Source organism: Acetobacter sp., assembly GCF_052102375.1.
GTDB lineage: Bacteria > Pseudomonadota > Alphaproteobacteria > Acetobacterales > Acetobacteraceae > Acetobacter.
In genome coordinates this window covers 50,678-76,866 of sequence record NZ_JBQDXI010000013.1, presented here as the reverse complement: position 1 = coordinate 76,866, position 26,189 = coordinate 50,678, and the positions used below count along the sequence as shown (strand labels likewise).

General features: G+C 55.4%; 23 protein-coding genes, 1 tRNA gene and 1 riboswitch. Of the genes, 8 read left to right on the top strand and 16 right to left on the bottom strand.

All coding sequences use genetic code 11. The annotated features are described in order from the left end of the window. Nucleotides 1–10: 10 nt before the first annotated feature. The 7 genes from ACTIDN_RS07730 to ACTIDN_RS07700 form a co-directional block, all read right to left on the bottom strand. Nucleotides 11–361: a DUF3147 family protein gene (locus ACTIDN_RS07730; RefSeq protein ID WP_441376592.1), complete on the bottom strand. Its 351-nt coding sequence runs from the start codon at nucleotides 359–361 to the stop codon at nucleotides 11–13. A gap of 114 nt (nucleotides 362–475) precedes the next feature. Continuing rightward, nucleotides 476–3,394, bottom strand: coding sequence for an aminomethyl-transferring glycine dehydrogenase (gene gcvP / locus ACTIDN_RS07725; RefSeq protein ID WP_441376591.1), 2,919 nt, complete (start codon nucleotides 3,392–3,394; stop codon nucleotides 476–478). 118 nt (nucleotides 3,395–3,512) lie between these two features. Further along, the gene (gene gcvH / locus ACTIDN_RS07720; protein ID WP_048837518.1) at nucleotides 3,513–3,878 is read right to left on the bottom strand and encodes a glycine cleavage system protein GcvH; all 366 of its coding nucleotides are present in this window, start codon (nucleotides 3,876–3,878) and stop codon (nucleotides 3,513–3,515) included. A gap of 50 nt (nucleotides 3,879–3,928) precedes the next feature. Continuing rightward, on the bottom strand, nucleotides 3,929–5,062 hold the full coding sequence (gcvT, locus tag ACTIDN_RS07715) for a glycine cleavage system aminomethyltransferase GcvT (protein ID WP_441376590.1): 1,134 nt from the start codon (nucleotides 5,060–5,062) through the stop codon (nucleotides 3,929–3,931). 179 nt (nucleotides 5,063–5,241) lie between these two features. Then, nucleotides 5,242–5,329: riboswitch (glycine riboswitch) on the bottom strand. A 73-nt stretch (nucleotides 5,330–5,402) separates the two neighbouring features. After that, nucleotides 5,403–6,266: a polyamine aminopropyltransferase gene (gene speE, locus ACTIDN_RS07710; protein ID WP_415508990.1), complete on the bottom strand. Its 864-nt coding sequence runs from the start codon at nucleotides 6,264–6,266 to the stop codon at nucleotides 5,403–5,405. A 101-nt stretch (nucleotides 6,267–6,367) separates the two neighbouring features. Beyond that, entirely contained in the window at nucleotides 6,368–6,832 is a 465-nt protein-coding gene (gene speD / locus ACTIDN_RS07705) for an adenosylmethionine decarboxylase (RefSeq protein WP_415508989.1), read from the bottom strand. Between the two features lie 155 nt (nucleotides 6,833–6,987). Next, nucleotides 6,988–9,336 carry a tetratricopeptide repeat protein gene (locus ACTIDN_RS07700; protein ID WP_441376589.1) on the bottom strand — a complete coding sequence of 783 codons (2,349 nt, stop codon included), beginning with the start codon at nucleotides 9,334–9,336 and terminating at the stop codon, nucleotides 6,988–6,990. Between the two features lie 159 nt (nucleotides 9,337–9,495). On the opposite strand from ACTIDN_RS07700, the gene ACTIDN_RS07695 reads away from it, so the two are divergent. Together ACTIDN_RS07695 and ACTIDN_RS07690 are read left to right on the top strand one after the other, a co-directional pair. Continuing rightward, nucleotides 9,496–9,660 carry a hypothetical protein gene (locus ACTIDN_RS07695; RefSeq protein ID WP_441376588.1) on the top strand — a complete coding sequence of 55 codons (165 nt, stop codon included), beginning with the start codon at nucleotides 9,496–9,498 and terminating at the stop codon, nucleotides 9,658–9,660. A gap of 128 nt (nucleotides 9,661–9,788) precedes the next feature. Further along, complete coding sequence (locus tag ACTIDN_RS07690) at nucleotides 9,789–10,715, top strand: LysR family transcriptional regulator (protein ID WP_415508986.1); 927 nt, start codon at nucleotides 9,789–9,791, stop codon at nucleotides 10,713–10,715. 146 nt (nucleotides 10,716–10,861) lie between these two features. Here ACTIDN_RS07690 and ACTIDN_RS07685 read toward each other — a convergent pair. The 4 genes from ACTIDN_RS07685 to gyrA form a co-directional block, all read right to left on the bottom strand. Further along, nucleotides 10,862–10,937, bottom strand: a tRNA-Lys gene (locus tag ACTIDN_RS07685). 255 nt (nucleotides 10,938–11,192) lie between these two features. Further along, nucleotides 11,193–11,687, bottom strand: coding sequence for a peptidylprolyl isomerase (locus tag ACTIDN_RS07680; protein WP_415509232.1), 495 nt, complete (start codon nucleotides 11,685–11,687; stop codon nucleotides 11,193–11,195). Between the two features lie 46 nt (nucleotides 11,688–11,733). After that, complete coding sequence (coaD, locus tag ACTIDN_RS07675; protein ID WP_415509233.1) at nucleotides 11,734–12,267, bottom strand: pantetheine-phosphate adenylyltransferase; 534 nt, start codon at nucleotides 12,265–12,267, stop codon at nucleotides 11,734–11,736. Beyond that, complete coding sequence (gene gyrA, locus ACTIDN_RS07670; protein WP_441376587.1) at nucleotides 12,264–15,101, bottom strand: DNA gyrase subunit A; 2,838 nt, start codon at nucleotides 15,099–15,101, stop codon at nucleotides 12,264–12,266. The genes coaD and gyrA overlap by 4 nt, the downstream gene beginning before the upstream one ends. Before the next feature lie 12 nt (nucleotides 15,102–15,113). Here gyrA and ACTIDN_RS07665 point away from each other — a divergent pair, with 12 nt between their 5' ends. Beyond that, nucleotides 15,114–15,341, top strand: a complete 228-nt coding sequence (locus ACTIDN_RS07665; RefSeq protein ID WP_441376586.1) for a hypothetical protein — start codon at nucleotides 15,114–15,116, stop codon at nucleotides 15,339–15,341. Nucleotides 15,342–15,365: 24 nt separating this feature from the next. Then, entirely contained in the window at nucleotides 15,366–15,551 is a 186-nt protein-coding gene (locus ACTIDN_RS07660; protein WP_086651674.1) for a YqaE/Pmp3 family membrane protein, read from the top strand. A gap of 145 nt (nucleotides 15,552–15,696) precedes the next feature. On the opposite strand, the gene ACTIDN_RS07655 is transcribed toward ACTIDN_RS07660, so the two are convergent. The 4 genes from ACTIDN_RS07655 to truB all read right to left on the bottom strand — a co-directional run bounded on the left by ACTIDN_RS07655 (nucleotide 15,697) and on the right by truB (nucleotide 20,847). After that, the gene (locus ACTIDN_RS07655; RefSeq protein WP_441376585.1) at nucleotides 15,697–17,115 is read right to left on the bottom strand and encodes an NAD(P)H-dependent flavin oxidoreductase; all 1,419 of its coding nucleotides are present in this window, start codon (nucleotides 17,113–17,115) and stop codon (nucleotides 15,697–15,699) included. Between the two features lie 59 nt (nucleotides 17,116–17,174). Continuing rightward, entirely contained in the window at nucleotides 17,175–19,334 is a 2,160-nt protein-coding gene (gene pnp / locus ACTIDN_RS07650; protein WP_048837529.1) for a polyribonucleotide nucleotidyltransferase, read from the bottom strand. A 303-nt stretch (nucleotides 19,335–19,637) separates the two neighbouring features. Continuing rightward, nucleotides 19,638–19,907, bottom strand: coding sequence for a 30S ribosomal protein S15 (gene rpsO, locus ACTIDN_RS07645; protein WP_048837609.1), 270 nt, complete (start codon nucleotides 19,905–19,907; stop codon nucleotides 19,638–19,640). 25 nt (nucleotides 19,908–19,932) lie between these two features. After that, on the bottom strand, nucleotides 19,933–20,847 hold the full coding sequence (gene truB / locus ACTIDN_RS07640; RefSeq protein WP_048837610.1) for a tRNA pseudouridine(55) synthase TruB: 915 nt from the start codon (nucleotides 20,845–20,847) through the stop codon (nucleotides 19,933–19,935). Between the two features lie 240 nt (nucleotides 20,848–21,087). Between truB and ACTIDN_RS07635 the strand changes: the two genes are divergently transcribed. From ACTIDN_RS07635 to ACTIDN_RS07620, 4 genes are read left to right on the top strand one after another with little or no spacing between them, the layout of a single operon-like run. After that, nucleotides 21,088–22,254, top strand: a complete 1,167-nt coding sequence (locus ACTIDN_RS07635) for an MlaE family ABC transporter permease (protein ID WP_441376584.1) — start codon at nucleotides 21,088–21,090, stop codon at nucleotides 22,252–22,254. Nucleotides 22,255–22,256: 2 nt separating this feature from the next. Further along, nucleotides 22,257–23,054, top strand: coding sequence for an ABC transporter ATP-binding protein (locus ACTIDN_RS07630; RefSeq protein WP_441376583.1), 798 nt, complete (start codon nucleotides 22,257–22,259; stop codon nucleotides 23,052–23,054). Next, nucleotides 23,047–24,003 (top strand): MlaD family protein, encoded by a 957-nt coding sequence (locus tag ACTIDN_RS07625; protein ID WP_415508568.1) that lies wholly within the window; start codon nucleotides 23,047–23,049, stop codon nucleotides 24,001–24,003. Before ACTIDN_RS07630 ends, ACTIDN_RS07625 begins: the two co-directional genes overlap by 8 nt. Beyond that, nucleotides 24,000–24,596, top strand: coding sequence for a PqiC family protein (locus ACTIDN_RS07620; RefSeq protein ID WP_441376582.1), 597 nt, complete (start codon nucleotides 24,000–24,002; stop codon nucleotides 24,594–24,596). Before ACTIDN_RS07625 ends, ACTIDN_RS07620 begins: the two co-directional genes overlap by 4 nt. Nucleotides 24,597–24,727: 131 nt before the next feature. On the opposite strand, the gene ACTIDN_RS07615 is transcribed toward ACTIDN_RS07620, so the two are convergent. Next, nucleotides 24,728–26,167 (bottom strand): glycosyltransferase, encoded by a 1,440-nt coding sequence (locus tag ACTIDN_RS07615; RefSeq protein ID WP_441376581.1) that lies wholly within the window; start codon nucleotides 26,165–26,167, stop codon nucleotides 24,728–24,730. Between the last annotated feature and the right edge of the window lie 22 nt (nucleotides 26,168–26,189).

Sequence of the window (26,189 nt, the reverse complement as noted above, 5' to 3'; positions counted from 1 at the left end):
ACATGTTCCGTCAAAGCTGAAGCCCGAAACGGGGGCCAAGCCACCTCATCAAACTATAAAGGCAGATGGTCAGAACACAGCCTGCCACCAGAGCGTACCAGAATCCTATACCGTGCCGTAAAAGTGCGGGGATAAGCAGAAACATGGGAAGTGACGGAATAACATACCAGAAGGTTGCTCCCGCATGAGCCGCCATGTTTTGCGGGTCTGGTTTTTCAACCCATAGCCAGATCATACCCAATACGGACACTAGCGGCAGAGACGCGACAAGAGCCCCCACGCCCGGATAGCGTTTTGCCACGGTTGACGCGATAGCAATTAAAATTCCCGAAAACGCGGCTTTAAGGAAAAGATAAAACATACCGCACGCTCATTCTCTGTTGTGAAAACGGGGCCCCCGGATGGGCGCTCTGCTCATAAAAAAAGGGCACCCACAGGAGCGCCCTTTTTCAGAAAAACTGACCCGTAGGCTAATTTATTCCATCCATTCCGAAATATCGGGACAGGAACAGACAAGGTTTCGGTCACCGTGCGCGTTATCAATACGGCTGACAGTTGGCCAGTATTTACGGCTCGGGTTAACACCCGGCGGGAAACAGGCATCCTGACGGGTATAAGGGTGAGGCCAAGGCTCAACCGTCACCATAGCGCCGGTATGGGGTGCGTGACGCAAAGGAGACTGTTCGGCTGTTAGAACGCCTGCCTCAATCGCCCGGACTTCGTCCCGAATTGCGAGCATAGCATCACAAAAGCGGTCCAGTTCCGCTTTGCCTTCGGACTCTGTCGGTTCAATCATGAAAGTGCCCGCAACCGGGAAACTGACGGTTGGCGCATGAAAACCGTAATCTACCAAACGCTTGGCAATATCATCCACAGTCACACCAAAAGCGTCTTTTAAGGGGCGCAGATCAATAATGCATTCATGGGCCACACGACCTTTGCCCCCACGGTACAGAACCGGGTAAGCATCCACCAGACGGCTGACAATGTAGTTGGCATTAAGAATTGCAACTTCTGTGGCACGCTTCAGCCCTTCATCCCCCATAAGGCGAATATAGGCCCATGAAATAGGGAGAATGGAGGCGGAGCCGTACGGTGCAGCACTTACCGCCAGCGTTGTACTGGCGTCTGCCGGGTTGCCGGGCAGAAAGTCTTTCAAATGTGCGCGCACACCAATAGGCCCCATACCCGGGCCACCGCCACCATGCGGAATACAGAAAGTTTTATGCAGGTTAAAATGGCTGACATCGCCGCCGTAATCAGCCGGGCGCGCCAGACCAACCTGTGCGTTCATGTTTGCGCCGTCAACATAGACCTGCCCTCCGGCCTCGTGCACCAGATCACAGATTTCACGCATGCTTTCTTCAAAAACACCGTGGGTGGACGGATAGGTAATCATGACAGCGGAGAGAGTGGCGGCATGCGCTGCCACTTTTTCCCGCATGTCGGTCAGGTCAATATTACCGTCTGTATCGCACTTCACCACAACAACCTTCATGCCTGCCATCTGGGCGGAGGCCGGGTTGGTGCCATGAGCGGAGGCGGGAATCAGGCAGACGGTCCGGTTAGCCTGACCACGGGCGCGGTGATAGGCGCTGATGGCCAGAAGGCCCGCATACTCACCTTGCGCACCAGAGTTCGGCTGGAAGGACACGGCATCATACCCGCTAATGGCGCACAACCATTTTTCAAGATCTGCAAACAGGGCTTGATAGCCTGCTGTCTGTTCCGCCGGGGCAAAGGGATGAATGTCACAGAAACCGGGCCACGTGATGGGCAGCATTTCCACCGTGGCATTCAGCTTCATGGTGCAGGAACCAAGCGGGATCATGGTCCGGTCAAGCGCCAGATCTTTATCAGACAAGCGGCGCAGATAACGCAGCATGTCAGTCTCTGACTGGCAGGAACTGAAAACGGACTGTGTCAGGAAAGCTGACTGACGGACCAGTTCTGCCGGAATGGCCTGTGTCGCTGGTGCAAGCGCCTTTGCCATGACCTCTACCCGCCCCTGCTCCGTGCAGAAAACAGACCAGACAGCCAAGACAATGTCCGGTGTCGTTGTTTCATCCAGGCTCAGCCCGAGACGACCCTGACCAACATCCCGCAGGTTGATACCGGCAGACCGGGCGCGGGCCAGAATATCGGCCGCACCACCGCCAACCTGCACAGTGAGTGTGTCAAAGAAGTGCTCTGTCTCCACTGTGACACCCAGCGCCCGCAGCCCCGCTGCCAGCGTGGTGGTCAGGCCATGTACGCGGCGAGCAATGGCTTTCAAGCCTTCCGGACCATGATAGACGGCATACATGCCCGCAATAACCGCCAGCAACACCTGCGCCGTGCAGATGTTGGAGGTCGCTTTTTCACGCCGGATATGCTGTTCGCGGGTTTGCAGAGCCAAACGGTAAGCCGGACGCCCCTGACTATCCACCGATACTCCAACCAGACGCCCCGGCAGATTACGCTTCCAGGCATCACGCACCGCCATATAGGCCGCGTGCGGGCCACCAAAGCCCATGGGAATCCCAAAGCGTTGGGTAGAGCCAATAGCAATATCAGCCCCCAGCTCACCGGGGGAGGTCAGAAGGGTAAGAGCCAGCGGGTCTGCTGCCATAACCGCAATGCCACCGGCGGCATGCAGGGCCTCAATAGCCGCGCGTGGATTTTTGAGGGTGCCCGTTGTGCCGGGATACTGGAATAAGGCCCCGAACACTTCGGCAGCCTTCAGGTCTGCATCTGGCGCACCAACAACCAGCGCAATACCCAAAGGCTCAGCACGGGTTTTGAGCACGGCCAAAGTCTGGGGATGTGTTTCAGCATCCACAAAAAATGCTGTTGCCTTGGATTTTGCAACACGATGCGCCATTGCCATGGCTTCAGCCGCCGCAGTGGCTTCATCCAGCAGGGATGCGTTGGCAATATCCAGCCCGGTCAGTTCGGTAATCATGGTCTGGAAGTTCAGCAGAGCTTCCAGACGGCCCTGACTGATTTCAGGCTGATACGGGGTGTACGCTGTATACCAAGCCGGATTTTCCAGAATATTACGCTGTATGACAGCAGGTAAAACCGTACCGTAGTAGCCCTGCCCGATCAGCGAGGTCATAACCTGATTCTGGCCTGCCAGTTTACGCAGGTGAGCCAGAACCTCCCCTTCACTCCAGCCTGCTCCAATGCCCATGGGCTGAGCTATACGGATATCGGCAGGCAGGGTTTGCTCCATCAGAGCGTCCAGAGTGGGCGCGCCCACGACCTCCAGCATGGTCGCAACGTCCTGATGTGACGGGCCAATATGCCGAGGCACAAAGCTACCTGCCTCCGTCTTCAAACCAGAAAAAGCCGGGAGACTATCAGCAGAAGAGGCAGGAGAACGATCCGGACCGGAAGCAAGCGTAAACATACAGAGCAATCCTGAAGAGGTGCCAGAGCAACAGGGGATCTGGCAGCACAACACACGAGAAGCCCTGCCCGCAGTACCTGCCTGAGCAGGCGCACTGCAAGACAGGGTAGTGCGGGTTTTAACCGACGAAGGCCGCGTAAGCGTCTGCGTCCATCAGCCCGGCAAGCTGATCAGCATTCGTAATGCGAAATTTGAGAATCCAGCCTTCGCCTTCCGGGTCTGAGCTGACACGGGCTGGGTCTTCTGCCAGAGCGGCATTGCCTTCCAACACAACACCATCAACCGGTGCGTAAATGTCGGATGCGGCTTTAACGGATTCGACAACAGCGACAGATTCACCGGCAGTGACTTCCGTTCCGGCATCACGGCTTTCAACAAATACCAGCTCGCCCAGTTCTTCGGCAGCATGTTTGGTAATGCCAACAACTGCGGCATCGCCTTCAACGCGCAACCATTCATGTTCTTTAGTAAAATAGAGAGACATGCCTTAACGCTCCTTAAAAAAAGGCATTTGAAAACAAAACCGAAAACTGATTACCGCTTGAAGCGGGCTGGCACGAATGGCAGAGCCTTCACCCTTGCTGGCACAGCACGGCCGCGCAGTTCCGCAAACAGTGCGGTATCTGGCGCTGCGTGTGAAACCGCCACATAGCCCATGGCCACTGGTGCTTCGAGCGTGGGTCCGAATGCGCCAGACGTGACGCGACCGATGGAATCCTCGAATGCGGCATCCGCATAGAGAGGCGCATCGTGACGTATTGGGGCACGACCTTCTGGCAGCAGACCAACCCGGCGATGAGTGACACCATTTTCAAGCTGGCCGAGAATAACATCGGCTCCCGGAAATCCGCCCTCGCGCTTGCCGCCTTTGCGGCGCGTTTTCTGGATAGACCATTCCAGAGCGGCTTCTACGGGCGTCGTATTTTCATCGATATCCGCCCCATACAGGCATAAACCGGCTTCAAGGCGCAGGCTGTCACGTGCACCAAGGCCAATGGGTTTTACAGACGGATGTTTCAGCAGTGCCCGCGCAATGCGGGAGGCATCCATGGCGGGAACGGAAATTTCAAACCCATCCTCTCCGGTGTAGCCAGAGCGGGAAATGACACAGCTTGCGCCGTCAACATCCAGCTCACGCACATCCATAAAAGCCATTTCTTTGACATCGGGCGCCAACGTGGCCAAAGCCAGTTCTGCTTCCGGGCCCTGCAAGGCCAGCAGGGCACGTTCTTCCAGCGGTTCGACCAGACATTCGCCCAGTTCATTTTGCAGAAGTTCAATATCCTGCGCTTTGCAGGCGGCATTAACCACCAGTATCAGCGCATCATCCAGCCGCGCGACCATCAGGTCGTCCAGAATACCGCCTTGGGCATTGGTAAACTGGGTATAACGCTGGCGACCGTTTTTAAGGGACAGAATGTCAGCGGGCACAAGGCGCTCAAGGGCCAGGGCTGTTTCTTCCACCCCGCCCGAACGCGCCAGCAGACGTACCTGCCCCATATGGGAGACATCAAACAGGCCTGCGTGTTCCCGCACATGGCGATGCTCTGCCATAATACCATCTGCATACTGCAACGGCATGGCATAGCCTGCAAAAGGCACCATTTTACCGCCAGCATCTTCATGGAAAGAATAAAGGGGAGTGTGGAGTAGAGAGTCAGTGCTCATGCACACAGGCCTTGCGTAAAAGGACAGGGGCACATGCACACTCTGAAAACTGCTGCGAGCAACAGAACGTAACGAGGGGCCCCGGACCAAAAGTGATGGTATCCGTCTGCCCCATCTGTTCTTTTGCCTGAGATCGCTATCCCGTCGGCGGGTGCTTGTGGCACCTCTCTCCAGAAGTTCAGTGTGCAGGGTCCTTTTGCCTGAGAGTTTCCGGGGCGGTTGCTCCTTCGGCGCTGGCGCACGGCCAGTCTCTCCCTCTACACACTGAGTTTCCTGACATCATTACGCTGCCAAGTCAATCAGCAGGCAGCGTGTTTGTCTGCCTGCTGGTCAGCCTGCTTTATTTGGGCAGGTGTTTGGCAATGTAAGGTGGCAAGTTGAAAGACCCAACATGGATTTCAGGTGTCCAGTACTGGGTATTTCCCAGAATGCCGGCCTGCTGGGCACGGGCGCGCACAGCTTCTACACTCTGGCCAGCCGGGCTTTTGCCTTTGGCTGCAATACCAAGTGTCATGAAGCCGCCAACATAGGTTGGGACTGCGGCCACATAGGCAGACACGTGTGGGAAAAACTTGGCGCGGCGTACGCTGGTTTCATGCAGTTCATCCGCCTGCATAAATGGTACACCACACTGGTTTACAATCAGGCCGTCTGCGGTGAGAATCCGGGCACAATGTTCATAGAACGAGTCTGTAAACAGAACTTCACCCACACCGATGGGGTCTGTGCTGTCGACAATAATGACATCGAACGATCCATCAGCCGCCTTAGCGACATAGTCGATCCCGTCACCTACAATCACTTCTGCACGGGGGTTGGTCCACGCATCACCGGCAATACCGGGCAGATGTTTTTTGGAAAGCTCGATAACCGCGCCATCAATTTCAACCATGACGGCTTTTTCAACGCCCGGATGTTCCAGCACGCGACGCAGAACGCCACCATCGCCTGCGCCGATAATCAGGACTGAGCGTGGTGCACCATGCGTAAACAAGGGCACGTGGGTGAGCATTTCCTGATACACAAACTCATCACGCTCGGTAATCTGCACCACGCCATCAAGCATGAGCACACGACCGTGGGAGTCACTCTCGAAAACAACAATATCCTGAAACGGGCTTTTGGTACGTGCCAGTTCCTTGGTGATACGGAAGCGTTGGCCCCAGCTATCGTAAAGGGTTTCTTCAATCCAGTGCTGTGTCATGTGTCTCTTTCATCCAAATACACGAACAGGGTCAGGACAGGATTGATCTCAACCCCACCCTGCCCCTGTCGGGACGCCAGAATTTAGCGGACTATGTTCCCTTACCGGGTAACACGCCCGCGGCGCTGCTCATCCACCTCAACAGCCTGTGCCTGAAACAGGCGCTGCATGACGGGAATGGCAAGGTGCGGATCACATGCGCCGCACATGAAGATATCCACCGCGGCGAAGCTACGCTCGGGCCATGTGTGGATGGAGATGTGGCTCTCAGCCAGAACAACCACACCAGAAACGCCACCGTTAGGCGTAAAATGGTGGAAATGGCTATGCAGAATGGTTGCACCTGCGGCAACGGCTGCTTCGCACAATGTCCGGTCTATTTTTTCCGGATCATCCAGATTCGTGGCATCCCACAAATCAACCAGCAGGTGTGTACCTGCAAATTTTTCGCCGTCTTTTTCGACGAAGTAGTCTTTACGATCATCGTCAGACGGGATCGTAACGGAAGATGCCTGGTTATTGCTCGGGAGTTCCGAGACCATCCCCAGTTGAGCAAGTGCGTTCATTGACGTACCCCCAAACCAGTAGATAGCCTGTTGGGCTAAATCGCCCCCTTGGGCCAAGAGCGCCCGTCACTAAGTGCTTCTGGCGTCTATGACAAGCCTTTTTTATTTAAATTTTTACCGTACCCCGAAGGCATTTTACCAAAAACTGAACCATATCAAGGTGATGCTTTAAGCTTGCCCGGTGTTTGTAACAGAATTTTCAAAAGTTCATCTCTCTCCCGCCCCAAAGAACGACCAGCTAGCCAGTCTTTGAGCGTATGCAACGTGGCCTGATCACGCGCTGCGGCGGCATCGTTTGCAAGGCGCAGGACCAGTATCTTTTGCGAGTCGGTTAAAGGTCCTTCATTCGGCAGGCTGCGGCTGGCAAGTCGTCCAACCACCTGTACGGCCTGTGTCCATTGTCGGTCAGATTCATACAGCTTGCCGCGTAAATCCAGTCCCGCATCCGTCTCATCATGCGCAAGCAAGGCGAGGGCTTTTGCTGTTTCCCCCCGTGCCTGTGCAATACGGGCGGCATTGTACGCTTTGCGTGCTGCAAGGTCCGGCTGGAGCGCAGTCAAAAGAATTTGGTCTGTTGCCGCCTGTGCGTCTGCCAGATGCCCCTGCTGTAACGCAGCCTGTGCCAGAAAATCTTGTATCTCAGAACGGGCGAGCGGATCTGGTTGCATCTGCTTGGCCTGATCCAGACGTATCTGCGCCTCCCCGGCCTTGCCCAAAGAGAGCAAAAGGCGGCCGTACCCAGCCAGTAACTTCGCCTTTGCAGACCCATCCCTTACTTTTGGAAGAGCCTGCGCAACCATCTGGGCGACATCTTCCTCTGAAAGGCCCTCTGCACTGTGCGCCGCCGTACCTCGGGCCTCACTTACACCGCGTAGTGTGCCGAAAACCAGTCGATACAGCACCTGACTATAGGCTTCTGCCAGACGATCAGAGGGAAGCTCGGCCCCAGATTGAAGACCATCCAGCCCCGCCAAAGCCGCACGAGATTGCCCATTTTCGCTATAGGCCAAAGCCAGCCCAAGTTGCGCCTCCTGCCGCGGCCCTACTGACAGCGCTTGGTCTGGACCTGTTGGCCTTAACAGCTTGCCATACACATCCACTGCCATGTCTGGCGCTATCTGGTCTGTTTCACGAAGCAGACGCACCAAAGCAACCTGCGCATAAGAGGCCGTGACCGGGTTGGATGACGCGGTCAGGTTCTCCAAAGCAATCCTTGCTGTTTCAGTTTTACCGCTGCGTGCCAGCAACAAAGCCCGTGGCAGATCATACGCTGACCCATCAGGCATCTCAGGCAACGCATTTCGCTGCGATTCTGTGCCATAGCGCGCCAGATAAGTGGCAAGCTGGGGAAAAATCCTATCTCTTACGCTGGCAGGGTACTGCGCCAGTTGTTGGGCTCCCTGCGCAAGCAGGACGCTTGTTATTTGGCTGTCCTGCCCTGTGTTCAGGGCGTAAAGCCCTTGCCACACATGCAATTCCGGCCATGCGTACCAAGAGACATCCGCCAACGTGCTGGCAGAGCCGCTAGAGCCAGCCACCAAGGCGACAACTGCGCGAAAAAACTGTGCGCCCTGCTCCTGTGCGCCTGAAGAGGGATGGGACGCCGTAGGTACCAGAAGTTGCTCTGCCTGCTGTGCATTTCCAGCAAGAAACGCTGCATGTGCCAGAGCAAGACGGCGGGTCGGGTCATCCGGCAAAGGGTGTGGCAAGGGGGGTGAGGCCGCTGAAGACGCATGGCCCAGTTCCAACCACTGCCAATCCTTCCCGCGTTCTGGCGTGTCCGGCCGTGGGTAAAATGGCTGACCTATCGGCACAGGGTACAGGGACAAAGCCTGCAAGACAGGACCCCGAGGCGTAGAATGCACAAAGATCTGTTCAGAATCAGCGACGACAACCGCACCTTCGGTAGACTGCTTTACGCTATACCCAACACCTTGCATGGGCTGCGCAATGCCACCTGTTGCCTGCCGGGACGTAGCCACAAACAACCGCGCACCAGATGCCGGGTCTGGCATGGCCACCACCTGCCCCGGCTGCGCCATGGGGAAACGGATATAACCCTGCTCCGGCTCCGGCGCGAGAGACTTTTTAGTGCCGCCTGCAGAGGCCGCCAGCTCCCACCCACCATTATGTTGGGTCAGAGCAAGCTGGGGGTGCGCAGGCAGGCTCAGCACTACGAGGGTAGCATGGTCCATCACGCTGACATGCAGGCCGGCGAACACGCCTGTCCCGCCTGAAACCCGCGCCATAGCAGGCACGGCGTGGTCCGCCACCACGACAAAGCTGGAGCCAGACCAGAATGCAGCAAGGCCAGTCTGCCCATCAAACGGCAGAAAAAGGGAGGCGCGATCTGTGCTTTCTCCCAAAGGCTGAAGGCCTTCCGCCTGCACAGGCACAACGGGGACAGTGTGCAGGCTATCTACGCCCTGCGCATGCGGTGCCGTATTTGTGAGCTGCATGAGCAGGCAGCCTGCCAAACCAAGGCTGACCTTACTTCGTTTCATAGCGCGTTATCAGTCATGCTTGTTCCACCGCCGCAAGTCAGGCCTCTTTTCGCACTCTCTTTCGCAACAACCAAGACGAAAGACTGCACCGTGCCATGAAATAGAACGTATTGGGCGCAACTATGGTGGCCAGCCTCAGTGTCCGGAAAGGATTTTCACATGAAACACGTTCCCTGCGGCCTTATTCTTCTGCTCCTGCCCCTTTTATTGGCAGGATGCTATGAGGGCCGATATCACCACCCGCATCGTGATGGGTACCGCCATACACGCCATGACCATGGCTACTATCGGGAATATCAGGGCAGACCCCCAGGCTGGCGATAAACAGCTCCTCCTCAAGCAGTTAACGGCCAGCGTTGTTATGGTTTTGCCAAGACCCTACACAAGAGACATATAGATGCGTGAAACGGGCGGTTTTCTCCCCGTGACAGACGAAGCAAAGGGCACGCATCATGCTGGACCGCATTACAAGCATGCAGGTGTTTGTAAAAGTTGTTGCCACCGGCAGCTTTACTGCTGCCGGTCGTGCGCTTGGCCTGTCACAGACTATGGTAACAAAACACATTACGGCGCTGGAAGACCGTATGGGCGTTACCCTATTCCACCGCAGCACCCGCAAACTCTCTTTGACCGAAGCCGGACGGCTTTTTCTGGACGGTAGCCAGAAAATTTTAACCGATCTGGAAGATATTGAGCAGACCGTTACGGAGCAACGGCGTGAGCCACGCGGTCGGTTGCGGCTGAATGCCCCTGTGTCTTTTGCCATTCGCTACGTTGCCCCCCTTTTGCCGGAGTTCAGCCGCCGCCATCCGCTGGTCACAGTCGAACTCGGCCTGAACGACCGCGCCGTAGACCTGATTGAAGAAGGGTGGGACCTGACACTGCGCATACGCACCATGGCACCTAGCACTCTGCGCACCCGCAAGCTGGCGACCATACGCTGCGTTGTCTGTGCTTCTCCCGCGTACCTTGAACGCATGGGCACGCCCACCCGTATTGAAGAGTTAAGCGCCCATCATTGTCTGGGTTACACGCTTGGTGAACCCGGAGGCCCGACACGTTGGAATTTTGGCCCTAAAGGGCAAGTGAGCGTGCCAGTAAGCGGGCCGTTATGCGCCAATAATGGAGATGCGCTGCGGGAAGCCGCAATAGCGGGCCAAGGCCTCATTTACCTGCCGGTTTTTGTTGTCAGCAAAGAACTGCAAAGCGGACAGTTACGCACAGTGACATTGGATGCCCCGTTAGTGGAGGCGCCCCCGTTGCATGCTGTTTACGCGCCCGGCCAGACTATTCCGCTGAAAGTAAGGGCCATGATTGATTATCTTGTAGAGTGTTACGGCCAAACACCACCGTGGGAAAACGCTCTGCCCTGTGGATAATTTTGTGAATAAGGTCCAGCAGATTGGGGATTTTCTCTTACACAAAGACTCGCAAACCCGCGAAAAACTGCCAATCGCACGAGTCGAATCTTAAGCGATTCAGCGTGTGGAAGAATTTTTCTATTTTATTTTGGGAGAGTTTAAAATGGTGAGCCGGGAGGGACTCGAACCCTCGACCATTCGATTAAAAGTCGAATGCTCTACCAACTGAGCTACCGGCTCACACCATTTTAAGACACAAAGAGAAGCGCCCCGTTTTTCAACAGGGTGATCACTCTGTTGGGACGCTGTCTAAACGGATCAGTCCCCTCATGTCAAGCGATCTCACATGTTTTCATGCATTTAAGCAAAAAAACATGCTTTTCTGCGGTTGGTAGCCACAAATATCCAGCTTTCTCGCACTACGCTGTGCAGGAGGCATAAAAAAACGCAGCACCGAAGCACTGCGTTTTTTCCAAACTGCGTCTGACTGAAAAATCAGGCGTTTTCTGCAGAGGCAGGGCGCATACGCGCAATACGGTCTGGCTCACGCACCATACCGGACCCACCAGCACCACGCTTGATTTTGTCAATGTGTTCCATGCCTTCAATCACATCCCCAACGATGGTGTATTGACCATCAAGATGGGGTGAAGGTTCAAACATGATGAAGAACTGGCTGTTGGCACTGTTGGGGTCTGACGTACGGGCCATGCCTACCGTGCCACGCAGGAATTTTGCTTCCCGCGTAAATTCAGCCTTAAGATCTGGCAGTTCGCTACCACCAGACCCTGTACCGGTTGGGTCACCAGCTTGCGCCATGAAGCCGGAAATAACGCGGTGGAACGGCACGTTATCGTAGAAGCCTTCCGCAGACAGGGTACGGAGTCGTTCCGCAGCCAGCGGCGCAATATCAGGGCGCAGGCGAATAACAACGCGGCCTTCTGGCACGTCCATGTAAATCAGGTCGTTTTTGTCTGTTTCGGTAGACATAAAAGATCTCTCCTTAAAACCATCGTCTGGGCAGACTCTCTCTGCCCTACCCTGCGGCCCTGCCTTTAAGACGGGCCAACAGGCGTTCCTGTGTATATGGGGTTACAAAATCCGAAATATCACCACCATAGCTGGCAATTTCTTTCACCAAACGGGAAGAAATAAACTGTGTCCGCTCAGATGCCATGAGGAACACCGTTTCTATGGAAGCATCCAGCTTGCGGTTTACACCTGACATCTGGATTTCGTAGTCAAAATCCGTCAGCACCCTTAGGCCACGGAAAATAAGGTGTGCCCCGTTGTTCTTGACCGCATCCACCAAAAGCGAATGGAAAGAGACAACTACAATCTCGCTTCCCGTGCGGTCCACAATTGGGGGCAAAGCCTGCTCGACGCAATTTACGCGCTCAGCCAACGGCATAAGCGGGTTTTTAGCGGGGTTGTTGGCAACACCAATAATAAGCCTGTCCACCAACCGGGCGGCACGTTCTATAACGTCCAGATGCCCGGTGGTGACAGGGTCAAACGTGCCCGCGTAGAAACCTATACGCTTAGGCTGCGTACGCGGGCTGGTGCTCATGCGTCTGTTCCAGCATCGTCTGGCTTAGCAGGACCAGAAGATGCACCCGTTTCCGGTGTGCTTTCCGCTGCGGGTGCTGTCACACCATCGTCCTCTTCGCTTTCATCATCCATGACAGGGAAAACGCTTGTCACGCTCTCATTGTCATTCAGACGGAACAAGGTAACGCCCGATGCCTGCCGCGCCATGACACGTACCTGATTGACCGGCACACGGATGAGACGGCCAGCATCTGTCACCAGCATGACATCCGTACCATCCAGAACCTGAAGGGTAGCGGCAACCTCCGTGCCCCGCTTGTTGGCAGAGAAGGTCATGTTGGTGATACCCTGCCCGCCACGACCGCTCACGCGATAATCGTAAGCGGAAGACCGGCGACCAAAGCCGCCATTACTGACCACGAGCAGAATTTCTTCCGCCGCTTCCAGTTCATCAAAGCGCTCTGGAGTGAGCAGGTCGGTCGAGTTTGAAGCCTCTTCGTCATCAGCCTCAATCACCACGCTCTCTGCATCATCTTCCGCAGTCTCAGCAGCGTTTTCGGCCCTGCGTTTGGCATTGGCCATACGCAGATAGGCTGACCGCTCTTCTACCGTCGCTTCAACATGGTTCAGGACAGCAAGGCTGATAACCCGATCCCCTTCCGCCAGACGAATACCCCGCACCCCGGAAGACCCACGGCCCGCGAAGACACGTACGGTTTCATCCGTAATCTGGAAGCGGATGCAGCGGGCATTACGCGTTGCCAAGAAGACGTCCTGCCCCTCACGGCAGGTTGCAACACCAATCAGGCTGTCCCCGTCATCCAGCTTCATGGCAATCAGGCCAGAGGAGCGGATGTTGCGGAAGTCACTCAAGCGGTTACGGCGTACACCGCCGCTCGCCGTAGCAAAGATGAGGTGTAGGGCTTCCCACAGCTCTTCGTCATGCGGCAGGGGCAGGACGGCCGTAATGGTGTCCGTTCCCAAATCTGGCAGCAGATTAACCAGCGCACGGCCTTTTGCCGTGGGGCTGGCCTCTGGCAGACGCCACACTTTCTCACGGTAAGCCTTGCCACCGGATGAGAAGAACATGACCCACTGATGCGTGTGCGCATTAAACGAGCGCACCACAATATCGTCACCGCGCGTGCCCGCGCCAGTACGGCCACGGCCACCCCGGTTCTGGGCGCGGAACACATCCAGCGGGGTACGCTTGATAAACCCATCACGAGTGATGGTCACAACCATCTGGCCCGGCTCAATCAGGCTTTCGTCGTCCTGATCGCCAGCGTAATCGGCAATTTCGGTTGCGCGTGGCGTGGCAATTTCGGCACGGGCCAAGGCAAGCTCATCCCGCAGCACTTCCATACGGCGGATGTGGCTACCAATAATCTCCAGCAATTCGTTGATACGAATGGCGACTTCAGAAAGTTCCTGCTGGATTTTATCGCGCTCAAGCCCAGTCAGGCGTTGCAGGCGCAACTCCAGAATACCACGGGCCTGTGCTTCCGTCAGACGGACCTTGCCGTCAATAACCTGATTACCTTCATCATGAATAAGGGCCAGCAGCGGTTCAACCTCAGCGGCGTCCCATGTTGCATTCATAAGGGATTCGCGGGCCGTGGCAGCATCCGGAGCAGCACGGATCAGCGCGATCACAGCATCAATGTTAGCAACGGCAATAACCAAGCCAACCAGAATATGCCCACGGTCACGTGCCTTGTTCAGTTCGAACCGGGCACGACGCAGGATCACTTCTTCGCGGAAGGCAATAAAGGCTGCCAAAACATCCTTAAGGCCCATCAAGCGCGGCTTGCCACCATCAAGCGCCAGCATGTTCACACCAAAAGAGGTCTGAAGCTGGGTGTAACGGTACAGATGGTTGAGCACGACTTCCGGCGTGGCATCCCGCTTGATTTCAATGACCACCCGCATACCGGACCGGTCAGACTCATCGCGGATGTCAGAAATGCCTTCAATCTGCTTGTTGCGTACCAGCTCGGCAATACGCTCTTGCAGGGTAGCCTTGTTCACCTGATAGGGGATTTCCGTAATGATGATCGCCTTACGATCCTTACGGATTTCCTCAACTTCGGCGCGAGCGCGGATAATAATGGCCCCGCGGCCCGTTGCGAAGGCACTGCGGATACCTGAACGGCCTAGAATGATGCCGCCGGTTGGGAAGTCCGGACCGGAGATATACTCCAGCAGATCATCCAGCTCCATATCCGGCTTTTCAATCAGAGCCAGCGTGGCATCAATCACTTCCGCCGGGTTATGCGGCGGAATGTTGGTGGCCATACCCACCGCAATACCGGTTGCACCGTTGATCAGCAGATTAGGGAAGGCAGCAGGCAGAACGGTTGGTTCGTGCTCGCTTTCATCATAGTTAGGCTGGAAATCAACCGTATCACGGTCAATATCGTTCAGCAGAAAAGTCGAGGCTTTAGCCAGACGCGCTTCCGTATAACGCATGGCCGCCGGGCTATCGCCATCGACAGACCCGAAGTTACCCTGCCCGTCTATCAGCTTAACACGCATGGACCATGACTGCGCCATACGCACCATGGCATCGTAAATCGAGGCGTCACCGTGCGGATGGTATTTACCCATCACGTCACCGACGGCACGGGCCGATTTACGGTAAGGTTTATCGTGAGTAAAACCGCTTTCGTGCATGGCGTAGAGAATGCGCCGGTGAACTGGCTTCAAGCCGTCTCGCACATCAGGCAGGGCACGACTGACAATCACCGACATCGCATAAGCGAGGTAGGAGGAACGCATTTCCTCCTCAATGGTGACAGGCAGAAGGTCAGAAGGTTCCGGCGATCCCGGCTGGTCAGAAATCTCGGTCAAGGTCCATCCGTCTTGTCATGCCGCGTGCCCAAAACAGCGGGCACGCCTGAGGTCAATCGTATGTATCAAGCTATTTTCCGGGCAAAACCCGGCCTGTTTCATGGCCTGATAAGCGTAGGGCGTCTTTTTAGCACACAAACCTTTCAGCACCTAGGGCAAGCCCTCGTCCTGACACGCAAAACTCTTGCCATGCTTGTTTTGCAGGCTTTCTACCCTCATCATGGAGCACTGAAGCAGTAACCCCGCACATTATTGGAGATAACAATGCGTTTGATACTTGCCCTACTGTTGCCGTGGCTTCAGTTTTTTACCATTGGTCGCCCGTTTTCTGGCCTAGTTTGCCTGTTTTTGCAGATTACCGTTATTGGCTGGATCCCGGCGAGCATCTGGTCTGTTTATGCGCTGAGCCAATATAAGACGGATCAGAAGCTCGCCCGCATGGGCAAGTGAACTGCATACATAAACTATAGAAGGACCGCTGTTTGTCGTGAAACAAGCAGCTTATGCAAACGACCCGAAGCGTAACAAGACACAAAAAAAGGCAGCTTCCTTTAGCAAGGAGCTGCCTTTTTAACGCGTATGACGTCTCTTGGGCTTAGCGCCCTGTCATGATCCGCTCAATCAACTGCTTGACTGTCGGCACAAACCCATTGGCGTAGAACGGGTCTGTTGCAAAGCGCCACGCATTGGTACCACCAAACATCAGGTTATGGTCCATAACCTCAGCAGCCCCTGGCCCGCTGGCATGGGCAACAGCCTGAAGCGTTTTTTGAATGCAGAAGGACCGCGGGTCCGCACGATGCCCATTGGAGAACGTGGGAGTATGCTGGCTCCAATTGGAGAACTTGCATTCAGACAAGCAGCCCATGCAGGCAATCTGATCTGCCACAATCTCACGCGCACTGTCGGGCGTTACAAAAACCAGAGTTGAATCCGGTGTCCGCAATGCCTCGGTGAAACCCTCGGCTTCCCATGTTTTAATACGGCCCAGATCATCAGCCGTGACAAACACTTCGCGCTTACGAGCACCTACGCCGTAAGCAACCTCATGCGTGCCCACAGGCTCCGGCGAAAACGCGACTTGCCGCTCTGAACGGCCCCGCAGGTCTTGCAGGAAGCTATTGTTCACCGCAGATGAGTAAAAACCTGTTGGAGAGAAACGGTTAAGATAGACGTCTCCCTCTTTCAGCGTGAGCAGCCGGTCTTTCCATGCCTGCGGGATGGGGCTTTCCTGCGTGAGCAGCGGACGCGTTCCAAACTGAAAGACAATTGGGCCCAGTTCAGGGTTGTCTATCCAGTTTTCCCATTCTTCCAGCCACCAGACACCGCCAGCCATGATGATAGGTGTTGTATCCAGCCCAAAACCACGCATCAGTTTACGCAGAGCGGCAACGCGTGGGTAAGGATCTTCCGGGTTCAGGGGGTTTTCCGTGTTGGAAAGGCCATTATGCCCCCCTGCACGCCACGGGTCTTCATACACAACCCCGCCCAGAAGCTCAGCAGACTTATGGTAAGCCCGCTTCCACAGAGCGTTGAACGCCCGTGCGGAAGAGACGATAGGATAGTAGTAAACGCCATGTCTGGTCGCAAGTTCAGCCAGACGGTAGGGCATACCCGCGCCACAGGTCAGACCGTTGATGAGACCTTTGGTGCCTTCAAGAACACCTTCGATCACACGCTCGGCAGAGCCCATTTCCCACAGGATATTGGCATGGACACGGCCTTTACCCCCTGCGGTTTCATGAGCAATTTTGACCTGAGCAATACCACCACGAATGGCGTAATCGACCAGTTCCTCATGCCGCTCCCGCCGGGTGCGGCCGTGGTAGATCTGCGGGACAGGATGCCCGGCTTCGTCGTAACTATCCGCATTGACAATCGAGACTGTACCAGCCCCGCCCGCCGCAGCCCAGGCTCCTGCTGAAGCACCGGTGGAAACCGAAACGCCTTTACCGCCTTCAACCAGCGGCAGGACATCCACGCCTCCCATACGAACTGCGTTGATCGCCTTCATTGCTATCCTATCGTTTTACCAAACAAGCCATGCCAAGACTGCGTATCCGTGAGGGATGCTTATTCAGCATCCCGACGCGGTGCGCGTGCAGGTTTTTCACCTACGGTATCAGACAGGTCTGCACCTGTTGCCTGATCCACAATGCGCATGGACAGTTTTACCTTGCCGCGGTCATCAAACCCGATGACCTTCACTTTTACGGCGTCACCCTGCTTTACAACGTCGGTGGTTTTACCCACGCGGCCCTGTGCGAGTTCAGAGATATGAACCAGCCCATCACGCGCACCAAGGAAGTTTACAAACGCGCCAAAGTCAGCGGTTTTAACAACCTTACCGTCGTAAATGCGGCCAATTTCAGGCTCTGCTACAATACCATTGATACGCTGAATGGCTTTCTGGGCCTGATCGTCAGACATTGCGGCGATGGTGATGGTGCCATCATCCCCGATATCGACTTTCGCGCCTGAATATTCAACGATCTCACGAATAACTTTACCGCCAGACCCGATCACATCACGGATTTTTTCGCGCGGCACTTTCATTGTGGTGATTTTTGGCGCCGTGGAGGACACATCGCTGCGGCCTTCGGTCAGAGCCTTGCTCATTTCACCCAGAATGTGCAGTCGGCCATCACGAGCCTGACCCAGAGCGATCTTCATGATTTCCGGCGTGATGGACGTAATTTTGATGTCCATCTGAAGGGCTGTCACACCCTGTTCCGTACCGGCTACCTTGAAGTCCATATCCCCGAGGTGATCTTCATCACCAAGAATATCGGACAGAACGGCAAAGTCTTTGCCTTCCTTGATCAGACCCATGGCAATACCAGCCACAGGGCGTTTCAGGGGCACACCTGCATCCATCAGCGCCAGTGAGCTACCGCACACTGTGGCCATGGAAGAAGAGCCATTGCTTTCCGTAATTTCAGACACCACGCGCAGCGTGTACGGAAATTCCTTGCGGGTTGGCAGTAGTGGGTTCAGCGCGCGCCAAGCCAGCTTGCCATGCCCGATTTCACGACGACCGGGAGAGCCGATCCGCCCACATTCCCCAACGGAGAAGGGAGGGAAGTTATAGTGCAGCAGGAAGTTGGTGCGGTATTCACCCTGCAATGCATCAATAACCTGTTCGTCCTGAGCTGTACCCAGCGTGGTAACAACCAGCGCCTGCGTTTCACCACGGGTAAACAGGGAAGAACCATGTGCGCGGGGCAGAATGCCAACTTCAGACACGATGGGGCGCACTGTCACCAGATCACGACCATCGATACGCAGACCGGTTTTCAGAACGGAAGTACGCACAACGTCAGCTTCAAGGTCCTTGAGCATCGGTTTGGCGGCGTCAACATCCAGCTCTTCGGCTGCCAGCTTTTCAAGGATGGCTTCCTTGGCTGCGCCAATTTTTTCGTAGCGGGCCTGTTTGACCTTTTCCTTGTACGCATCAGCAATCAGCTTGCGGCCAACTTTGTCCACACGGGTGCGGAGCTTCTGTGCTTCCTTGGATTCTTCCGGCAGGTCCCATGGTGCTTTAGCGGCGTGTTCAGCCAGAGAGATAATGGCATCAATCACCGGCTGGAAAGCGCTGTGACCAAAGGTCACGGCTTCAAGCATCACATCTTCAGACAGTTCGGCTGCTTCTGATTCAACCATCAGAACGCCTTCTTCCGTACCCGCCACCACGAGATCAAGGTCAACGTCCTTCATCTGTTCCAGTGTGGGGTTAAGGATGAAAGCGCCATCTTTATAGGCAACGCGTGCACCAGCAACCGGGCCGAAGAACGGGATACCGGACAGCGTAAGCGCTGCGGAGCAACCGATCAGAGCCGGGATGGACGGGTCATTTTCCATGTCGTGCGTGAGCACGGTGGCAATAACCTGCACTTCGTTCCGGAACCCTTCAGGGAAGAGCGGACGGATAGGGCGGTCAATCAGGCGGGAAACCAGTGTTTCGTTCTCTGACGGACGGCCTTCACGCTTGAAGAAGCCACCAGGAATTTTGCCTGCTGCGTAAGCTTTTTCCTGATAGTTCACGGTCAGGGGGAAGAAGTCCTGACCGGCTTTGACGCTTTTGGCCCCAACAGCGGTACACAGCACTACGGTTTCACCGTAGGTGACGACAACAGCGCCATCGGCCTGACGGGCAATTTTACCGGTTTCAAGAACCAGAGGGCGGCCACCCCATTCAATTTCTTTGCGGAAGTATTTGAAATCAATACTCATACTGTTCTGCTTTCCTCTTTAATACTGACAACAGCCATAGGAACAGAACGGAGCCGGGAATCTATGGGAGCGGACAGCGCATCGGACGGCATGGAGTCTGGCGGCTAAACCCCAGGCACCATGTGGTCGGAAACGCCGTGGCCCGCCGGGATTCACACCCCCGCGCCTTATTAAGCCTATGGCTGGTTTATCATCCCCCGTAAAACACGGAGGTGCAAGGAGGGGTGTGGATTATTCACGCCCCATTCCCTTTAAAAAGCGTGTGGGAATACAGCTTTAGGCCACATTCCCACACAAGCTCTTTTAGCGACGCAGGCCCAGACGAGCGATCAGCGCGTCATAACGTGCAACGCTTTTGCCGCGCAGGTAGTCCAGAAGACGGCGGCGACGACCAACGAGGATCAGCAGGCCACGACGGGAGTGGAAGTCCTTCGCGTGGGTTTTCAGATGCTCGGTGAGGTTGTTGATACGCTCGGTCAGGATAGCAACCTGCACTTCCGGGGAACCGGTGTCCGTCGGGGTGGTCTGGTATTCGCTGATAACTGCCGTGCGGCGTTCTGCTGTAATCGACATCACTGTCTCCATAAAACAAGTCGGTTTAGAGAATCCGTATCGGGCGCAGCAGCCCGTCTTCCAGGCGGCATAAACCTAATACGCGCCCCCCTTCCATGGCCCGGATGGGGCTGTCTTCATCAACCTGAGGAATACGTCCCATCAGATCGACAAGGCTCAGCGCCCGCCCGTGCAGCAAGGACGCTGCTTCATCTTCGGTCAGGGCCAGCGCCGGGATGTCGGCCAGCGCGGTCGCGACCGGACGCAGCAGCTCCGGTGAGGCATGGGGGTTGTCGTCGTTTGGCGTCAATTTGTCCAGTGTTATTGCATCGGCCTCAGTAAAAGGGCCCACGCGCAGGCGCCGCAACACAGTAATGTGGCCCACAGTGCCGCAGGCCAGAGCAACATCACGGGCAAGAGCGCGCATATACACTCCCTTGCCGGATTCGACCTCAAACACAGCCGTATCGTCATCTATGCGTTTGACCAGCTCAAACCGGTCTACTCTGGCAGGGCGTGGTGGCAGCTCCGGGGGCCGCCCTTCGCGGGCCATATCATAGGAGCGCTCTCCCGCCACCTTGAGGGCTGAGAAGACCGGCGGCACCTGCATGATGTTGCCCGTCAATGCGGGCAACGCCGCACGCAACTGGTCATCCGTGGGGCGCACGTCCGAATATCCTGTTACGGCGCCATCAGCATCATCGCTGTCCCGCGCTTCCCCCATCTTAAGGGTGAACTGGTACACTTTTGTGCCGTCCATAATATACGGAACGGTTTTGGTTGCCTTCCCGAATGCCAGCGGCAAAAGGCCGGTTGCCAGAGGGTCCAGCGTACCACCGTGCCCAACTTTCTGGGCATCGAACAGGCGTTTGGCGCGCCCCACAACCTGTGTGGAGGTCATGCCTGACGGTTTGTCTATGACAAGCCAGCCATCAATAGGTTGACCGCGTTTGCGTCGCATAAGGGGGAACCTCCCGTTGTCAGCAGGCTCTTCCGGCCCGGTAAAACTGGCCTGCATCTACCTGACGCCCGCAGTGGCTGCAATGCCGCCCTCCGCCAAAGTACCACACCTCCGCAGAGTCCCGGGGACATCAGGCACACCACGCATTGCCCAAAACTCCCGATATTTTGTGCTGCGGTCAGCCCATAGCTGGCAGGACTGGTCAGCCAGTTCCGGGTGCCTTATGTGTCAAAAGGCATCATGACAGACATACACGCACCTTCTCCCGTTACGGGCCAACACACACCGCAGCAGGCTGCGTGGTCTCTGGACGCGTCAGGGACAGCACTAGCGCTACGCGTGAGTGGGAACTGGGATGTTGAGCATGGGGGAATGGCCCCTTTTCCGCATGATGGTCTGCACTCCGCAACACCAGGCCAGGTTCTGCAATTAGATACGCATCAACTGGGAAACTGGGACACAGCCTTTATCTCCTTCCTGTGGGACGTAAAGCAGGCCGCCAATCATGCTGAGGTTCGGTTTGACCCCAGTACCCTACCCGGCCCGGCGCAGCGGCTTCTGGCGCTCCTCCCCCCAGAGCCTGCCAAACCGCCCTCCGCACAAAAAGCGGCTGCTCCTTTTCTGGAACGGGTAGGAGACAAGACCCTCCGGTATCTGGATGAGACGGGTACTGTGGCCATCATGGCAGCTGAGACCGCGAAAGGCGCTCTCAAAGCGCTAACCGGTAAAAGCGGTATGCGCCTGAAGGATCTAGCCACAGACCTCTGGAACGCTGGCCCTTCTGCCCTGCTGATTGTGGGCATTGTCAATTTTCTAGTTGGAGCAATTCTCGCTTTTGTCGGGCTGATTGAGCTCCGCCGTTTTGCTGCGGATATTTACGTTGCCAATCTGGTGGGCATTGCCTGCGCCAGAGAAATTTCGGCCATCATGACCGCTATTGTTATGGCTGGTCGTACAGGTGGAGCTTACGCTGCCCGCATTTCCACAATGTTGGGCAATGAAGAAATTGATGCACTGGAAGTATCGGGCATTCCAGTTTCCACCTATATCCTGCTGCCGTCTATTCTGTCCCTCTCCCTCATGATGCCGCTGCTATATATTTACGGCACCATTATCGCCATTTTTGGCGGGTTTGTCGTGGCAATGACCATGATGAGCGGGACCGCCATTGGGTACCTGACCACAACGGTAAACGGCATAGCCCTGCATGAATTTGTTTTTGGCTTCATCAAGTCTTTCTTTTTTGCAGGGTTCATTGCACTGGCAGCCTGCCGCGTGGGGTTAAAGGCAGGCCGAAGTGCCGCAGATGTCGGGATTGCAGCAACCCGTGCTGTCGTGATTGGTATTGTTGGGGTTATTGCCATGGACGCACTGTTTGCCATCATCGCTAACGTGCTGGATATCTGACCATGACAGAGACTTCAGCTCCCATAATCAGCGTACATGACCTGACCATTGCCTTTGGGCCAAAGGTTATTCAGCAGAACGTCTCCTTTGATCTTAAGCGCGGCTCCATTTTTGCCGTCATGGGCGGGTCTGGCTGTGGCAAAAGCACACTCCTGAAAAGCATGATCGGGCTTTTGCGCCCCGCTTCCGGCCAAATTCTGGTGGAAGGCGAAGACTATTGGGCACAAAACCAACGCCGCAGGACGGAACTGAACCACAGGTTTGGTGTCCTGTTCCAGAGTGCCGCGCTGTGGAGTTCCATGACCGTAGGGGAAAACGTTGCCCTGCCCATGGAAATGTTCACCTCTTTACGCCCGGACGTGATCCGTCGCCTTGTTGAGCTCAAGCTCGGCTTTGTAGGAATGGAACACGCTGTAGACCTGATGCCCTCCGAAATTTCAGGCGGGATGCGGAAACGCGCAGGCCTTGCGCGGGCCATTGCGCTAGACCCGGACATTCTGTTTTTTGATGAACCCTCCGCAGGGTTAGACCCCATTACATCGGCCCGGCTGGATGATCTTATCCTGACCTTGCGGGACGGGCTGGGCGCGACAATTGTTATCGTCAGTCATGAGCTGCCAAGCCTGTTTAAAATTGCTGATGATGGTATTTTTCTAGATGCCAAAACCCACACCCCCATTGCGCACGGTGCCCCGCGTGACCTGCGCGACCACAGCACCATTCCTGAAGTAATGGCTTTCATGAACCGTGAGGCGACCGTGCAGGACGCTTCTGCAACAAAGGGCGAAACGCATGGCTGAAGGCACGAACCGAAAAACCATTATTGGCGCGTTTGTGGTTGGCGGTGGTGTGTTGGCCATGGCCATCCTCATCCTGTTTGGCCATATGCGTCTCTTTTCCTCATCCCGTGAAGCTGTCGTGGTGTTTCAGAACTCCATTACCGGCCTGAGTGTAGGGGCTCCTGTTACGTTTCGCGGGGTTAAGGTGGGGTCTGTCAAAAGCATTACCCTGCGCTTCGACCCCAAAGACCATAAAGCCTATATTCCTGTTCTCCTGACACTGGAGCCGGAACAAATTCATGTGGTGCACGACTCGTTTGGTGGTGGGTCAGTGCATATTCAGGATCTAATAGATAATGGCCTGCGCGCTGAACTGAATGTGCTCAGTTTTGTCACTGGTCAGTCCAACATCGACCTGAATTTTGATAAATCCACGCCCGCCATTTTCCACCCGCGCATTACCAGAGAAACGGAAATCCCGGCCCGGCTTTCCCCTGTTGAAAAGCTGAAGGACACGCTTGGGCAAATTCCGGTCAAGGAAATGGCCGCTCATGCGGACAAGACCCTGCTTTCCGTGCAGGAGTTAACTGCCACCCTGAACGAGCAACTTCCGCCACTTATTGCCAGCATCAAAGCCACGGCAGACCATTCTGACGGCACGCTTTCTGCTGCAACGGATGCAATCCGCGATCTTCAGAAAAAGCTGGACGTTACCCTTGGTAAGATGGATGGCCTGCTGCAAACCAGCACGTCCCAGATGGCTGGCCGGGGTGCTGACCTGCATGCCACTCTGGTCTCTGCTACCAAAACGCTGGATACGTTGCAGACCATCCTGTCTCCACGGTCGGTTGACCGTGCCAATCTGGACGCCGCCTTGCGTGACATTGCGGCCTCTGCTGCCTCGCTCCGCGGGTTCGCCGGAGACGTGGAGCATAATCCGCAACTTCTGTTAATGGGACGCCGCCCATGATGCCTTACCTTCGCCACCTGGCGCTGCCCTTGCTCTGCGGGTGCGCCCTGCTTTCCGGCTGCGCTGCGCCGCCACTGCGCCTTTATACGTTGGGCATGCCATCAGACCAGAATACACAGCAGCAACCGCCCCGCCTTTCTGCCCATGCAACAACGGTGCTAATCAGCCGCGTTGTGCTGCCCGACTATCTGGACACACAGGACATTGTTATCCGCAATGGGGAAGAAATTGTCCGTAGCCCAAAGTCACGCTGGGCAACCCGGCTTTCGCTTGGCATTACAGATCTGATCACCAACGAAATCTCCCTCTCCCACCCCACGGCATTGATTACAGACCAACCTTTGGCGGACACCGCAACCCTGCGGGTACAGATCAATATTTCACGGTTTGATGTTGATACCGATGGTCATGCCGTACTGGATGCCAACTGGGCTATTATGCCCCAAGACCCTAACCAGCCCCTTATCCGAAACCGCGCGCACCTGACCGAAACAGGCCCACTGACATCTGACGCCGAAATGGCCGCTCTTATGCGCAAACTGGTTATTACGCTGGCAGACAACGTCAACGCATCTTTCCCGCCGCATCTATAAACAAACAGCCTGCCAGAAGGGTAAATGCCCCATCTTGCAGGCTGTTTGTTGTGCCAATTTTGTACGCTTAACGACTAAAAGGCTGTTTCAAAAGTTCAGAACTAAGGTCTGGGCGACTTTTCAAACACCCTCTAAGTCGGACGTGTCCTTTTAGGCTTCGCCTCTGCTTTGCGCGCCCCAACCGTGGTTTTCTTCACACCTGTAGCCGCAGGTTTAGCGTCTGCTTTTATCTTTTTCCGTACACTGGAGGAGACGATAGCACTCCTTCTTGGTTTGTTGGCTTTTGCCGAAGCGGAGGGAGCATCCCCAGCCTGCACCGTGTTGTGCTCTCTCGCTTTCTGAGGCTTCTGGGTGTTCATAATCTTAGCGATCAGTGCTTCGTACTCGGCTAAATAGGCCTCCATACACAAAGACCGCTCAGCCTCTGCCCGCACGGCTTTACGAAGACCTTTGGCCAGAGCTTTATCTGTCAGTAAGCGCAGAATCCCCTCAGCGATACGCTCTGGCTGATGGAAGGGCACCAGAAGGGCTGTCTCCTCGTGCGTCAGCAGCTCCTGCACCGGAGCTGTGTCACTGCCCACGATGGCACAGCCTGTTGCCATGGCTTCCCGCAATGACCAAGAAACCACAAACGGATAAGTCAGGTAAACATGGGCATCTGACCGCTGAAGAAGCGCTAAAAAGTCTTCATACGCGACTTTACCAACAAAATGGACACGCGACAGATCAATGGTATCGCCCAGTTCCTGCAACAAAATCTGACGCCAGCACCCTCTAGCCAGCTTGGCACCATAGCTGACCCCATCACTCCCTACGATAAGGACATGGGCATCTGGTTGCTCCTTAAGCACACGGGGCAACGCACGCATGAACACATGAAAACCGCGATACGGTTCAAGGTCACGGGACACATAGGTTACCAACTTCTGGTTGGGCTTGATGCGGACATCACCCAACACGAAATCTTTTTTATGGCTTTGAGAGTCAGGACAGCAAAGTGTCAGGTCCACCCCTTCTCTGACAACCGTAATCTTGTCCTGAGCCCAAGCGGGGTAAGCCCCTTTCTGGAACAAAGTGGGTGTCTGACCATAACCCGGATTTGTCAGCGCAAGGAGGTTAATGCTGTTTTTTGCCCGCACAAGCGGCACTAGGGCCGGGTCCATAGGGAATTCCGGATCGAAATTCACATCGTATCCCGGTTCCGTGTGGTAATAGAACTCAAAATATCCGAGCACTGGCACATCAGGGTAAACATCCTGAATATTCAGCAGTTCACCCCACCCATGATGACCAAGAATAATATCCGGCACAAAGCCAAGAGTTTTGAGAGTTGCGGCGGCCTTGGCAACTTCATCAGCCCGCATCAGGCCAGAATCAAGTTCCCGCACACCGGGGTGAGCCCCCTCTGCCACGGGCCGTGGCAAACGGTAGCGTACCCGCCTGACCCCCTGAATGACATTAGAGTTATCTTCGCTAATAAATACGATCTCATGCCCACCCTGCTGCACAAGATGTCTTACTAGATGAAGATACTGGCCTGGGAAGTTCTGATGAATAAAGAGGTATTTCAAGAGAGTGCTCGTTTGGTCATAA

Bases quoted from the DNA above. Each gene is read 5' to 3' on its own strand.
- ACTIDN_RS07660 (WP_086651674.1), top strand. From the start codon at position 15,366: ATGCGTTTGATACTTGCCCTACTGTTGCCGTGGCTTCAGTTTTTTACC.
- ACTIDN_RS07700 (WP_441376589.1), bottom strand. From the start codon at position 9,336: ATGAAACGAAGTAAGGTCAGCCTTGGTTTGGCAGGCTGCCTGCTCATG.
- gcvH (WP_048837518.1), bottom strand. From the start codon at position 3,878: ATGTCTCTCTATTTTACTAAAGAACATGAATGGTTGCGCGTTGAAGGC.
- coaD (WP_415509233.1), bottom strand. From the start codon at position 12,267: ATGAGCACCAGCCCGCGTACGCAGCCTAAGCGTATAGGTTTCTACGCG.
- ACTIDN_RS07620 (WP_441376582.1), top strand. From the start codon at position 24,000: ATGATGCCTTACCTTCGCCACCTGGCGCTGCCCTTGCTCTGCGGGTGC.
- ACTIDN_RS07625 (WP_415508568.1), top strand. From the start codon at position 23,047: ATGGCTGAAGGCACGAACCGAAAAACCATTATTGGCGCGTTTGTGGTT.
- speD (WP_415508989.1), bottom strand. From the start codon at position 6,832: ATGAACGCACTTGCTCAACTGGGGATGGTCTCGGAACTCCCGAGCAAT.
- ACTIDN_RS07655 (WP_441376585.1), bottom strand. From the start codon at position 17,115: ATGAAGGCGATCAACGCAGTTCGTATGGGAGGCGTGGATGTCCTGCCG.
- ACTIDN_RS07695 (WP_441376588.1), top strand. From the start codon at position 9,496: ATGAAACACGTTCCCTGCGGCCTTATTCTTCTGCTCCTGCCCCTTTTA.
- ACTIDN_RS07630 (WP_441376583.1), top strand. From the start codon at position 22,257: ATGACAGAGACTTCAGCTCCCATAATCAGCGTACATGACCTGACCATT.
- ACTIDN_RS07730 (WP_441376592.1), bottom strand. From the start codon at position 361: ATGTTTTATCTTTTCCTTAAAGCCGCGTTTTCGGGAATTTTAATTGCT.
- ACTIDN_RS07635 (WP_441376584.1), top strand. From the start codon at position 21,088: ATGACAGACATACACGCACCTTCTCCCGTTACGGGCCAACACACACCG.
- speE (WP_415508990.1), bottom strand. From the start codon at position 6,266: ATGACACAGCACTGGATTGAAGAAACCCTTTACGATAGCTGGGGCCAA.
- ACTIDN_RS07680 (WP_415509232.1), bottom strand. From the start codon at position 11,687: ATGTCTACCGAAACAGACAAAAACGACCTGATTTACATGGACGTGCCA.
- gcvP (WP_441376591.1), bottom strand. From the start codon at position 3,394: ATGTTTACGCTTGCTTCCGGTCCGGATCGTTCTCCTGCCTCTTCTGCT.
- ACTIDN_RS07690 (WP_415508986.1), top strand. From the start codon at position 9,789: ATGCTGGACCGCATTACAAGCATGCAGGTGTTTGTAAAAGTTGTTGCC.
- gcvT (WP_441376590.1), bottom strand. From the start codon at position 5,062: ATGAGCACTGACTCTCTACTCCACACTCCCCTTTATTCTTTCCATGAA.
- rpsO (WP_048837609.1), bottom strand. From the start codon at position 19,907: ATGTCGATTACAGCAGAACGCCGCACGGCAGTTATCAGCGAATACCAG.
- truB (WP_048837610.1), bottom strand. From the start codon at position 20,847: ATGCGACGCAAACGCGGTCAACCTATTGATGGCTGGCTTGTCATAGAC.
- pnp (WP_048837529.1), bottom strand. From the start codon at position 19,334: ATGAGTATTGATTTCAAATACTTCCGCAAAGAAATTGAATGGGGTGGC.